At 61.4% G+C, this 13,202-nt stretch carries 9 protein-coding genes; 6 read left to right on the top strand and 3 right to left on the bottom strand.

Annotation, left to right across the window (positions count from 1 at the left end; translation table 11 throughout):
• Positions 1 to 85: 85 nt before the first annotated feature.
• Positions 86 to 2,230, bottom strand: coding sequence for a hypothetical protein (locus SOM28_RS11060; protein WP_123069729.1), 2,145 nt, complete (start codon positions 2,228 to 2,230; stop codon positions 86 to 88).
• A gap of 317 nt (positions 2,231 to 2,547) precedes the next feature.
• Here SOM28_RS11060 and SOM28_RS11055 point away from each other — a divergent pair, with 317 nt between their 5' ends.
• Both SOM28_RS11055 and SOM28_RS11050 read left to right on the top strand, forming a co-directional pair.
• Entirely contained in the window at positions 2,548 to 4,713 is a 2,166-nt protein-coding gene (locus tag SOM28_RS11055) for a serine/threonine-protein kinase (RefSeq protein WP_123069728.1), read from the top strand.
• Positions 4,710 to 5,288, top strand: coding sequence for a hypothetical protein (locus SOM28_RS11050; protein WP_320468129.1), 579 nt, complete (start codon positions 4,710 to 4,712; stop codon positions 5,286 to 5,288). The genes SOM28_RS11055 and SOM28_RS11050 overlap by 4 nt, the downstream gene beginning before the upstream one ends.
• Here SOM28_RS11050 and SOM28_RS11045 read toward each other — a convergent pair.
• Entirely contained in the window at positions 5,273 to 6,823 is a 1,551-nt protein-coding gene (locus tag SOM28_RS11045) for a sigma-54-dependent transcriptional regulator (protein ID WP_320468128.1), read from the bottom strand. The genes SOM28_RS11050 and SOM28_RS11045 overlap by 16 nt on opposite strands.
• A 229-nt stretch (positions 6,824 to 7,052) precedes the next feature.
• On the opposite strand from SOM28_RS11045, the gene SOM28_RS11040 reads away from it, so the two are divergent.
• From SOM28_RS11040 to SOM28_RS11030, 3 genes are all read left to right on the top strand, one after another.
• Complete coding sequence (locus tag SOM28_RS11040) at positions 7,053 to 7,844, top strand: PhzF family phenazine biosynthesis protein (RefSeq protein ID WP_320468127.1); 792 nt, start codon at positions 7,053 to 7,055, stop codon at positions 7,842 to 7,844.
• A gap of 156 nt (positions 7,845 to 8,000) precedes the next feature.
• Positions 8,001 to 10,379 carry a TonB-dependent receptor plug domain-containing protein gene (locus SOM28_RS11035; RefSeq protein WP_320468149.1) on the top strand — a complete coding sequence of 793 codons (2,379 nt, stop codon included), beginning with the start codon at positions 8,001 to 8,003 and terminating at the stop codon, positions 10,377 to 10,379.
• Positions 10,380 to 10,565: 186 nt separating this feature from the next.
• Positions 10,566 to 12,050: a hypothetical protein gene (locus SOM28_RS11030; RefSeq protein WP_123069724.1), complete on the top strand. Its 1,485-nt coding sequence runs from the start codon at positions 10,566 to 10,568 to the stop codon at positions 12,048 to 12,050.
• Between the two features lie 25 nt (positions 12,051 to 12,075).
• Here SOM28_RS11030 and SOM28_RS11025 read toward each other — a convergent pair whose 3' ends face one another.
• Complete coding sequence (locus SOM28_RS11025) at positions 12,076 to 12,234, bottom strand: hypothetical protein (RefSeq protein WP_183407436.1); 159 nt, start codon at positions 12,232 to 12,234, stop codon at positions 12,076 to 12,078.
• 112 nt (positions 12,235 to 12,346) lie between these two features.
• Between SOM28_RS11025 and SOM28_RS11020 the strand changes: the two genes are divergently transcribed.
• Entirely contained in the window at positions 12,347 to 13,126 is a 780-nt protein-coding gene (locus SOM28_RS11020; RefSeq protein ID WP_123069723.1) for a hypothetical protein, read from the top strand.
• The last annotated feature ends 76 nt before the right edge of the window (positions 13,127 to 13,202 follow it).

The raw sequence follows: 13,202 nt of genomic DNA, 5'->3' as shown, positions 1-13,202 counted from the left end.
ATAACCGAGCTCACTATGCCAGCGCCTCAAATGTGGCGTTGAACGCGTGGCAAGCAAAGCCTCCCACGCTACCAGCATCGACTACTCAGGCATTTGTGGGAAAGGGGCGCGGCATGGGTCCGAGGGACGAGCCGGAAGGATCTTGTGCCCCCATCCGCGCGCGCAGGCTGGACACGCCACCACCGTGTGCACGGCGCATGATCGGCTGGTCGACGCCGACCATGCGCTCATACGCCAGCATCAACGCCGTGCCGCCCGTGGAATTGACGTAGTCGAGCATATCCATCGTGGTCTCGTAAGCCCAGCCGGAGAAGCTCTCGCCTGCCTCGGCTCCTGCCGTCGCACCCGCGCTCGTGACGCCTCCCTGCACTTTCGTCAGGATCGTGACGATGGCCCACGAAATCCCCATCCATCCAGTCGTCGCAAGCGTCATGCGCAGCACCGGCATGAGGATGCCCGCTTCGTGGATCGCCTTGAGCACGCCAAGCAAGGCGCTCGCCGGCATTGCGCGGTTGCAGTCGATGGTCGCGATCAGGATCGCGATCTTGTTCATCACGCCAGGATAGCGCCGCAGAAAGCGGTACAAGGCGAGGCCGATCTGCTGCTGGTCGCCGAGGAGCCGACCAAGGCCGGCCGCCAGAAAGCAGCCGCCAGTGAGCTTCCACACCACTTTCACCAGCTTCATGTCGACCGGACCATCCAGCATCGTCGCGCTGGCGAAGGCTTGCAAATGGCTGGCATTGCCGGCCCGTGTGGGGCTCAGCAGCAGGTTGAAGCAGGTGGAAAAATTGGTGTCGTAGCTGCCGTCCACCGCGATGGCGCCGCTTGCGGTCACCGCGATGAACGGCGCTCCCGCGCCACCGACGACGCCGATATTGATGGCGCCATTGGCCTGGAGCGATGCCATCAACTGGATTGCATCCTGCGCGCTGCCGCCGGCACGCACGATGCCATCGCTATCCGCGCTCAGGTAGCTGCCGTCACGGCATTGCAGGGTGACGGCGGGTACATCCTGGGCCTCCGGTACGCCGATGGTGAACACCTCGGCCGCATCGCTCGAGGTCCCGAGCGCCGTGATCTGGCCGTCGGCAGCGATCGACCAGTAACCGCCTGCCGCGGTCTGGAGTTTGATCTCGTCGCCGGCGGCGAGCAGTCCGGCCAGCGAGACGAAGTTTCTGTCGGTGGTAAACGTTGGCTCGGGCTGGGTGATCGAGACCGGCGTATCTTCAGGCACGTTGACGCTCGATACTCCCGCCACGCCCCAGCTATAGACCATCGAGAACGACTTGACGGCGGCCGGCCAGGTGTCGCCGAAGGTCAAGCTGTCGGCCGTGAACGACAGGCTTCCATTCTCCACCAGCGCGGCAACCTTTTCCGTGACGTCGACCGGTCCGTAGGCCGCAGCGATGATGTTTAGGGCGCGTGGATCGAGCGACGCCTGTCCGGCGGGAGCGGCCGGGTCGTAGTCGATGTGCAGGGTCTGGTTCTCGGTCGTCGCGGCCATTTGCGGCTTGCGGTCGGCGTACTGGTAGACCACGTGCAGGGTCTTGCGCATGGCCGGCCAGCCATCGCCGAACACGCTGCTGGATGCGGCGACCGACAGCCTGCGCCGGCTCACGCTGGCGCGGACGATGTCGGTGACGTCCTTCAAACCGTAGAAGGCGCTCAGGATGTGCAGCGGTGGACGGTAACTGAGTGCATAGGGATTGCCCTCGACGACGATGTCGATGAATGGAATCTGGCCGCAATAGCTGGCCACGATGACGAAGGTATTGCGCTTGCCTCCTTTGCCATCTTCGCCAAGGGCGGCGCTGTTGGCGACCAGGGACAAGGTTCCAGCCGAGTGGTCGGTCAGATTGCGTACCGTCGCGCTCACGTCGGCGCAGCCGAAGCTGGCGCCCCACACGGTCAGTACCGGCTGGGCGGCATTGTCTTGCGGTGCTGGAGCAGGAGCCCGGATAGATTGCTCGAACTGCTGGGCGCCGATGTTCAGCGTCTGGCCTTCTGAAGCGGTTGCCACGAACGTCGGGCCGCGGTCATACCGATAGATGACGGTCAGCGTTTTTTCGTGGCCGACCCAGGTATCGCCGAACGTCTGGTTGCTTGCCAAAACAGCCAGGGTCTCAGGAAAAGCCTGACGGTTGACTTGCTTGATGACCTGCGCGGTGACCTGCTTGAGTCCATAAGCCGCGCCAACGATATGCAGAACGCCTGTGCTTTGGGTAGCCATACTTGAATCTTCTTTCCGGAATGAATAACATGCTTTGCGACAATTGCGATGGCAGGCGCGACGATCTTCGTTACGTCTTCCCTCGTGGTAAGCAATAGTTTGCAAGCTCCGTGCCACCCTGAAACATGGCGTCAAAGCAACAAAATCAAGGATTTAGTCGACTATTTATGCCTGTTGGGTGTAAAACAACGGGTGTTTTTACATGTCAACGAGCAAGTTGACACGCTGGTTGCCTGAATCGAAGTAGAGAATGTATATTCGGCAATTTTCTTTTCCTGTAGTATTTACGGCGCCTGCGCCGACCAAACGAGCCGCAAATGACTTCATCGCCTGACCTGATTGCCACTCCCAGTACCGAGCGCTATCGCCTCGGTAAGCTGCTTGGCAATGGCGGCTTCGGCGATGTGCATGAGGCATGGGATCCGGCGTTGCAGCGCACCGTTGCCATCAAGCGCCTGAAGCCTGACCTGGTGCGGGATCAGCCTGACAACTTGCTGCAAGAGGCGCGCCTGGCCGCATCGCTGCGGCATCCTGCTTTCATCCAGATTTATTCGCTTGAAGACGACGGCCACAGCAAGTCGATCGTGATGGAGCTGGTTGGAGGGAAAACCCTGCATCAGCTGCTGTCCACGACCAGGCTGTCGCGGGATCAGATACTCGATATCGTTTGCCAATTGGCGGACGCGATGGCGCAGGCGCATGCGGCGGGCTTGATTCATGGAGACTTGAAGCCGGCTAATCTGATGATCGAGCCGTCAGGGCAGTTGCGCATCATGGATTTTGGACTGGCGCGCAAGATCGATCCGCTGGCGACCGAGTCGGGGGATGTGCTACAGACTCAAGGCACCATCGCCTACCTAGCGCCTGAAATTTTGAACGGCAAGCATCCGAATACGCTCAGCGATATTTATGCTGTTGGCGTGCTGATGTACGAGATGATGCATGGTGAGCGGCCATTTGCGCATCTACACGGTTTGGCGCTAGCCGCAGCGCAAATACAGTCCTCTTGTGCTCAGTGGGCCTATGCTCTGGATGCTGATCAGGACATGGTTGCGTTGGTGAGAGCGATGTGCGCACCTGATCCAGCGACGCGTGTGCCGACCATGACAGCTGTCAAAGAAGCTTCGCAGAGATTAAGGGGGGCAAGCTCCGCGATACCTTTATTACCGACGGCGTCTTCGTTCTCCAAATCCCTTCCCAAATCAAGGCGTATCGTCACATTCTGCGCTGCTGCAGTCTTGGCGGCACTAGCTGGAACTGCGTATTTTGCGCCGCCGGAGAGCCTGTCTCGCCAATGGTTGCCATCGGTTTCAGAGGCAGCGAGAATGTCAAACGGCATGACGGCACTGCGTCAACTGGATCGTGACGACAGTCTGGATATTGCAACCGAAAATTTTTCTACGATTCTGGAAAAGCAACCAAAACATGCTGCTGCAACCGCAGGCATGGCACTGACCTATGCAATGCGTTATGTAAGCGATCGCAGTGATGCCAGCTGGTTGCAACGTGCAGATGCCGGAGCCCAAGCAGCGCTTGCGCTTGATGACCAATTGGCGCTTGGCTATGCCGCCAAATCGCACGTCCGCGGACTGCAAGGCCGATATGATGAAAGTTTGCGACTCGCCCAGCAAGCATTGCAGCTTGACCCATCAAACATATTTGCTCTCAATTCCAAAGGTGAGGTACTCACTCGGCTTCAACGTTATCCAGAAGCTAGAAGCGCTATTAATAACGCACGTAATACTCACCCAAACGAACGATTATTTATCGATCAATTAGGAACTTTGCTGTATCGCCAGACCGATTATCAAGCCGCCGAGCAGGCCTTCCGTCTCAGCATCGATACAGAGCCGGACGCAGTGTATGCTTACGCCAACCTTAGCGCCGTCCTGATACGACAAGACCGAGAAGACGAAGCACTTCAAGTTCTACAGCAAGGGCTACAAATACGTCCCAACGGAATGCTTTATACCAACTTGGGAGCTGCACTTTTCAACCGGGGTAATTATATTGGCGCAGCGAAGGCATTCGAGCATGCGGTATCTGTATCCAAGGGGAATAGCATTAATTATCTGCGATGGGCGAATCTGGCCGATACATTGCGCTGGATCCCTGGGCGCGAACGAGATTCCATAGAGGCTTATCGCAATGCGGCTGCCTTGCTTAAGTCGAAGATGGAGCGCTCGCCGAACGATGCGACACTGGCATCACGTATGGGTTTATACGCGGCCAAACTAGGCGACAAAGATACTGCCACTCAGCTCAGCAAAAAGGCTGTAAGCGCCCTGCCTGCAGATGTCGACGTCCGGTTCCGCGCTGCGGTAGCTTATGAGAGTACCGGTCAACGCGATGCGGCATTGACTGAGCTGGCTAGTGCCCAAAAGCTTGGATATCCAACCAAGTTGATTGGCACAGAACCTGATTTACTGGCACTGCGAGCAGACCCGCGGTTTGATTTACTTCGAATGGAAAGGAAACAATGACACAACCACTAATGACGTTGACAGCACGTTTTGATGTCAACCAAATAGACGACGGCATCGACTGGCTGTTTTCTGATATTGACTCCGGAATCAATTCCGATCGGTCCTCTGCCGAAGAGCAGTGGAATCGCGACGTCCCATTCTCTGCCGGCCAAGAATTTCGGATTGCTATCACCGCGAGCGACAAGGACCTAACCGGATTCGAGTCGTTGGAAGTGATCGATTGCTGCTTGATCACGCGTCCCCATATTTTGTCGTGCGGGCCTGGTCAACGTACTCACTATGCTCCACCTTCGCTCTTCGCTTCCAGCAGCAGCAGTGAGCTTGGTGCGTTGTATCGAATTGAACCCTCTGCGTTTACCGCACATGGAGCGGGTGTCGGACCAAATAAGGGACGACAGATTACCCTGCTATGGGACGGAAAATTGAAGGTAGGCCCGTACAATGGGATTTGGGAACTGTCTTTTTACCTCACGGTGCGCATCAAACGCGCTGGCGACCAGCCTGAACAACTGCGAGTTTTCTACTTCGATCCCGAGACTGAAGTCGGTAACGGCACTTATCCACCCGGTTGACTGACCGGAACGCCAGCATCAAGCCCAAGCTGCCCCACATGACGCCTCAGCGCCTCTGCTGGCGTCATGAGCTTTGACGCACACCGCTGGAGATCCCCATTACTGGCCGTCCAAGCCGCACGAATCTCTTCCTCCGAAATATTGGCGGGGAAACGAATCCGAGGGTGAGCCTCCAGCAATTTATAAACCGTAGGCCGCGAAATCCCTAACGCCTTGGAAGCCGCCAGAATCTGCCACTGACTCTTCTCCATCGCATCCAAAAGATCGTCATCGCTAAACTCCGACACCTTGCGCCGCACCTGCCTCGAAGCAGCAACAGACGAAGAGGACACAGCTGCACTAGGAGGAGTAACTACCTCCGCTACAACAGGCATCCCCACCGACTGCTCCAACATCGGCACATTCCCCGCCTGCAAATCCAGCGCTACCCTCCGCATCGCATGCCCCAACTGCCGCACATTCCCCGGCCAGTCCCCATTGAACACCTGGCTCAGTAACTCGAACGGCAAACTCCACCCATCCCCAGGCGCCTCAACTTCAAGAAAATGCCGCACCAACACGCCAATATCCTCACGCCGCTCACGTAACGCCGGCACCCGAATCACAAACGCCTCGAGACGCCGCCGCAAGGCCTGGTTAAACCCACCCTCCCCCAGATCCTGATCGGTCGCCGCAACGATGCGTGCATTCGACCTCGCATCCGCACCCGCCCCAAGCGGCCGATAATCGCCACTCTCCAGAACGCGTAACAGCATGGCCTGCACCGACGCCGGCGTATCCCCAACCTCGTCCAGGAACAACGTCCCATCCTCGGCCTCGGCAAACCACCCGCGCCGGCCACTGGTCGCCCCGGTATACGCCCCCTTGACCGCACCAAACAGTTCGGCCGCCGCCAACGACTCACTCAAGGTCGCCATATTGATCGCGACAAACCGCCCGTTCCGACGCCCACTGAGCGCATGAATCGCCTGCGCCGCCACTTCTTTGCCGCTGCCAGTCTCGCCCAGCAGCAGTACCGGCATATTGGTCCCCGCCACCTGCGCGATCGCCTCGCGCATCTTGATCGCCCCATCGCCCACGCCGATCAAGCCGGGCACGTTCGCCGCGCGCGGCAGGCTGCGCATCAAATGCAGGCACACGAAGATCTGGCTCCCCAGCCCGATCACGATGCCGCGCTCGAGTTCACTCGCCGTGAAGCGGTCAGTCCCATTCGACGGCCGCCCATTGAGCTCCAGCCCCATCTTGCCGCGCACGTGATCGATCTGGATACCGCCCTCGGCGACGAAGCGGATATGCACCGGCTCGCGCGTGATCGACCGCTCGCCCAACGGCGTTCCTTCATGCCCTGCACCAGCACGCGCAAACAGCGGCGCAAACCGGTTCAGCGCGATCGCGCCGCCCGCGGCCGGGCCGAGCATCTGCTCGCCGATGCGTTCGCGCTGCGGGTGCCAGAGAACCGTGATGCCGAGCACCGGCGCCGAGGCGAAGTCCTCGGCCATCCCATAGCTGGTCAGTGTCGCGTCGGGATCGCTCACGCTTGTCCGCTCACGAAGTTGGCGCCGAGGGCATCGAGATTTTCCTGAAACATGGGCAAAGTAGGCACAATCCGCTTGATGAAAAATATACACAAATTCTAACCGATCGGAACGCCGTGGCGCCCCCTCTCGACCCTGCAAAATTGTCATGGTTTGGTCAGCGCGGACAGCCGATTCAATCTATGATCCTTCAGCCCCCGCCCGCCACGCCAGACCAGAAGGAAAACCCATGCAAGTCCACACCCTGCGCTGCTTCGGCGCCACCGCAAACGCCGGCAACCCGGCTCTCGTCATCGAAGACGATCAATCAAACCCCGACGCACGCCAGTCCTTCGCGCGCGAGCACAACACCACCTGCGTCTGGATCGATCCGCCGCAGGAAGACGGCACGGCGGCCATCGTCGACTTCTACTACCCGCACACGCGCAGCCCCCTGTGCCTGCACGCCACGCTGGCCGCGGCCGCACGGCTATTCGCACGGCCAGGCGCGAACCCGCCACTGACGGTGAAGACCGCCATGCACGGCCAGCCGCTCGTACTGACCCGCGAGGGAGAACACCTTTTCGTGCGCCTGTCGCCGCAGCCCGCCCCGCAACCGGCACTCACGCCCGAGCTGCCTGCACGCCTGCTCGGCATCCCAACGGCAGCCATCGTCGCCGCGCCGCAAGTGGCCTCGATCGGCAGCCCAAAACTGCTGGTGCAAGTGCGCGACCCGGCCACCCTGCACGCGCTGACGCCCGACCTGGAAGCGATCACCCAATGGGGCAAGGAAAACGGCGTCAACGGCCTGTACGCCTACGCAGGCGACGCGGATGCACAGGTCTTCGAAGGCCGCAACTTCAACCACCTCGACCCACGACTCGAAGACAGCGCCACCGGCGTCGCAGCCGGCGCCCTCACCTTCCTGCTCGGGCGCGGATTGACCGTGCGCCAGGGCCGCGCGACCGGCCACGATTGCCTGATCCGCACCCGGATGGAAGACGGCTCCGTACTGGTCGGCGGCTGCATCGAGACGATTTGACACGTCAAATTGTCACGATTTGTCGTAACTTGGTCGAATAAGTTCTAGCTATAGCCATACTCCGTTGCGTTATTGATACATTACGATGGTTACCGAAGAAACAATTGAGTAATATCCGAATTTCCTTCGGAGAAAAATGTGATTAAACTCAAAATAATGTCTGGTTCGGTGCTGTTTGCCTTATATGGTAGCGCCGCCGTGCTTTCCCTCGTCCCCGCCATCGCCCACGCACAGACCGCGCCAAGCGTCGCCAGCGGCGACGTCATCCCCAGCGTCAGCGTCGTCGGTTCGCGCCGCGTCGGCGCCGCATCGAGCACCGACACCCCGGTGGCGATCGACTTCATCCCGATGACGAAGGCCGCCGAGCAAAGCGGCCAGTTCGACCTGGCCCAGGTGCTCTCCAACCTGTCGCCCTCGTTCAACTCGACCCGCCAGACCGGCGCCGACGGCGCCGACCTGATCGACTCGGCCGCCCTGCGCGGCCTGGGTTCGGACCAGACCCTGGTGCTGGTCAACGGCAAGCGCCGTCACACGGTGGCGCTGGTCAACCTGTTCGGCGCGCGCAACCGCGGCAATACCGGCACCGACATGAACGCGATCCCCGTGATGGCGATCCGCGAAGTGCAGGTGCTGCGCGACGGCGCCGCCGCCCAATACGGCTCCGACGCGATCGCCGGCGTGATCAACATCGACCTCAAACGCAGCCTCGGTTGCGAATCGGTGCTCGGCTACGGCCAGTACACCGCGGGCGACGGCGAGAACTGGCTGGCATCGGCCTACTGCGGCGTGGCGGTGGCCGGCGGCGTGCTGGGCATCACCGGCGAATACTACGATCGCGGCCGCTCCAACCGCTCCGAAGCGGGCAACCCGCGCATCATCGGCGACACCAAGTCCGAGAACCAGACCGTTTACCTCAACGGCGAATTCCCCACCGGCCCCGGCAAGCTGTATTTCACGGCCGGCGCGCAAAAGCGCGACGCTTCCTCGGCCGCCTGGGCGCGCGAAGGCCTGGGCTCCGAAGACATCCCGTCGCGTAACTCGGCGGCGATGTACCCTGACGGCTTCGTCCCGTTCATCGACGGCGACGTCGACGACCGCTGGGGCACCGTCGGCTACCGCTGGGCGGTCGGTGAATGGAATGCCGACGTCTCGCAGACCTATGGCTATAACCGCCTGAAGTACGACATCAATAACACCCTCAACGCCTCGATCGCCAATCTCGACCTGATCAACGGCGGCCTGGGCGTCAGCGCCAGCCGCTTCTACGCCGGCGGCTTCTCGTTCCAGCAGTCGACGACCAATCTCGACATCAGCCGCTTCTACGGCGATGTACTGAAGGGCATGAACGTCGCCTTCGGCCTCGAGCACCGCCGCGAGAACTACAAGATCTTTGCCGGCGAGACCGGCTCGTGGATCGACGCCGACGGCGTGGGCGAAGGCGGCAATGCCGGCAGCCAGGGCTTCCCGGGCTTCCAGCCGGGCGACGAGACCGACAGCGACCGTCACAGCAACGCGGCCTATGCCGACATCGAGCTTGAGGTCACCGACCGCTTCAAGGTGCAGACGGCGGTGCGTCACGAACGCTATTCGGACTTCGGCTCGACCACCACCGGCAAGCTGGCCGCCGCATACCGCCTGGCGCCGAACGTGCTGCTGCGCGGCTCGGCCAGCACGGGCTTCCGCGCGCCGTCGCTGCAGCAGATGTACTTCTCGTCGACCTTCACCGACTTCGTTGGCGGCCAGCCGCTGGACGTGGTGCTGGCGCCGAACGGCGGCCCGGTCGCCAATGCCGCCGGCATCCCGCAGCTGAAGGACGAGGAATCGAAGAGCTACACGCTGGGCCTGACCTGGTCGCCGACGCAATCGACGTCGGTCACGGCCGACCTGTACCGCATCGACATCGACGACCGCATCGTGCTGTCGGGCCGCTTCGACGCCGACAACTACCCGGCGCTGGGCGCCACCCTGCAGCAGCTCGGCGTAGGCCAGGCGCAGTTCTTCGTCAACTCGGTCGACACCAAGACGCAGGGCCTGGACCTGACCGTGTCCAACCGCAGCAAGGTGGGCATCGGCAACCTGACCACCTTCCTGGCTGTGAACTTCAGCAAGACCGAGGTACAGCGCGTGAAGGCGCCGGCGGCACTGGAAGGTTTCGAGGACGTGCTGCTGTCGGAACGCGAGCGCCTGTTCATCGAAGAAGGCGCGCCGCGCCGCAAGGCCACGCTGGGCCTCGACTGGACCCAAGGCCAGCTCGAGACTTCGCTGCGGGTGATCCACTTCGGTCCGCAGACCCTGGGCACCTTCTCGGGCCCACCGGTGCCGAACCAGCACTATGAGTCGAAGACCTCGGCCGACCTGTCGTTCACCTGGGCCTTCACCGAGAAGACCCGCCTGACCGTGGGAGGCACGAACATCTTCGACGTCAAGCCGACCCGCCAGGATCCGAACGAGACCGACAACGGCTTCAAGTACGAGAGCGTGCAGTTCGGCCTGAACGGCGCGGCGATGTTCGCGCGCCTGGCGCACAAGTTCTGATCGCACGCCAATCCAGGCCGATCCGGCAACAGCGGCCCGCCTTATCGCGGGCCGCTTCTGCTTCGTCCGTGATTGTTGCTTGATATTCAAATCGGAACGATGTAGCATTTATTGCTACAAACAATCCTCAACATCCCCGATGCGGCATCGTGCTCAAGATCGCCAGGGCATTCGGGCGCCCCCTACATGAGCCTCACAAGCATCGACCACTCCAGTGATCGCGACGCCGACCTGGCCGCAAGGATCGCCACGCTGAAGGACTTTCATCAGTACTACCGTGATTGCCTTAGCGAACCGACCAATTTTCCGACGATCGGCAATTATCCGCTCAAGCTTCTCCACTGGGTAATCGACCGCTGCAACACCGACGTTCCACAGCTGGCGGACTTTCTCGGCACGCTGCCGCCTTCGGGCCTGTCGCCGGAACATCAACTCGCGATGCACGTGGCCATGTTCACGATTCTGCAAGCCAACCTGGCGTCGCACTACAACAATACGTATCCCAATTCCACGCTGCCACCGGACGTCATCGTCAACATCAAACGTGGCTTCAAGCGCGTCCTCGAGCTGCATCCGACCGGCGACTATATGGCGCTGAACGTCCAGATGCTTTACCGGATCAAGGAGATCGAAGAAGTCCTGGCGCTGTCGGAGAGCTTTCCCGACATCTTCGCCACCTATCCGTCCTTGCGGGCGATCACGGGATTCATCCACGCCATGCTCGGCCAGCATGCGCAGGCGCTGGCCTGGCTGGAGCCGCTTGCGCAGGATCCGCAGGGGCGCGACTTGCCGCTGGTAGGACTGTCCCTGATGACCAGCCAGTATTTCACCGGCCAGCAACCCGATTGGCCGATGAGTTTTGCCAGCCTGGACAGCGCTCCGGATGCGCTGCCGCAACTACTCCAACAACTGCCTGCCATCGAGATGGTCGAGCCGCTGGCGGAGACCCCGCGGCCGGTCGTGTTCGTGGCCTGCGACGACAATTACTTCATGGAGCATGCGCGCTACCTGGCCTATTCGCTGCATGCGACCAATGTCGGCAAACTCGACCTGCACCTGCACTTGTATTCTCCCTCCCCGCAGGTCCTGGAAGAACTGACGCTGCTGCGCACACAGTTGCCGGGCCTGTCGATCGGCCTGTCGCTCGAACGCGGACCGGTGCCGGCGCAGCAGCCGACCACCTACTATGCGACGGCGCGCTTCGTGCGCGCCTACCAGGTCTTGCAGCACTATCGCTGCGAGCTGTGCATGATGGACGCCGATGCCCTGTTCAACGGCGATTGGGACGACTTCGCCCGTGGCTTGCCCGCCACTGCCGAACTGGCCCTGGCACGTGTCGAAGCTTCACCATTCTGGGAACGCATCGCTGCCGGCTTCTGCTACTACCGCCCTACCCCGCTTGCCGAGCAATTCCTGGCAAAGGTGTCCCACTTCATTCTCCACAATCTGGCGCAGGACAAGCTGATCTGGTTCACCGACCAGATCGCACTATCGGCCTGCGACGACCATGGCTTGCGTGGCAACGCCGCCGTTCACTATCTCGATCAACACACCGTGATCGACCTGCAGCACACCCCGCATTCGCTGTGCTGGATGGTCACGACAAAGAAAACGGGGCTTCCCCTCTACGACCAGGCCAGACAGCGCCTCGCACTGCGCTACGCCCCCTGAGCGGAAGGCGCGCCGCGTTTGCCGCCTACGGCTTGCCGAAGCGCTCGGCCAGCAGGCGAAGCAGGACAAGGTAGGCCACGCAGGCCAGCAGGAATACCGCGCCATGCGGCACGGATTGCTTCACATGCTCCTGTGACACGCCAAGCAACACGATGCCGATGATGTAGATATAGATCTTGCGCATGGTCGTCCTTGTCTTTCGCGATGGGGAAGAAATCGGCATCGACGATACGATACACGGCAGCATGGCCGCCCTCCGATATATCATGCTTGTCTTTTGACGCCGTTGGAATGACATGCAAAAACTGATCGCCGAACTGATGCGGCTTTATCTTCCCGCCGACGCGCCACCGGCCGAGGTGCTGACGCTGCACGTGCTCGGCCAGCAGAACGTGCCGGTCAGCCTGACGGGTGGCGACGGCCAGACACGCGCCATGATGATCCCCTTCCGCAAGGCCAAGGGCGCCGAGAGCGATGCCCACTGGCTGCGGCTGTGCGAAGTCGCCAACACGCTGCAGGAAACGCTCGGCCTGCCGGCGCCCGCGGTGAGCATCTCGGGCGGCGACGCCTATTACCTGTGGCTGTCGCTGGCGGAGCCGGTGCCGGCCGACCGGGCCCAGACCTTCCTCGAACGCCTGCGCGACGCCTGGTTCCCCGAAATCGAACTGGATACGGACGCCGTGCGCGCACCGATCGCGCTGCCGCCCTGCCTGCATCCGCGCACAGGCAAGTGGGCCGCGTTCATCCATCCGGGCATGGGCGCCTCGTTCGCCGATGAGGCGGGGCTGGACATGGCGCCGCCGCCGCTGGGCCAGGCGGCCTTCCTCGAAGGATTGGAAAGCATTGGAGAGGAGCAGTTCGAGCGGGTCTTCCAGGCGCTCGATGCGGCGCACCAGGACAAGCCGATGGCGGTTCCGGCCACTGGTGCCGCGCCAGCGCCGTCCGTTCTACGACATGCGCCGGCGCCAGGCCTGCTGCTGAAGGACGCGACGCTGGAAGACATCGTGCGCCACCTGCATGCGATGAATATCGAGCCGACGTTCAGGCACCTGCTGCCGTCGGACCGTTACGACTAGGGGGCACTGGCCTTGGGTTCCCGCCTGCGCGGGAACGACGTGCTAGCGATTGCGACTAAGAACCTCTTTCGTAGTC

The organism is Massilia sp. CFBP9026 (genome assembly GCF_034045165.1).
Lineage (GTDB): Bacteria > Pseudomonadota > Gammaproteobacteria > Burkholderiales > Burkholderiaceae_D > Telluria > Telluria arenae.
The sequence above is the reverse complement of the archived record's forward strand: the minus strand, read 5'-3'. Positions and strand labels throughout refer to the sequence as shown.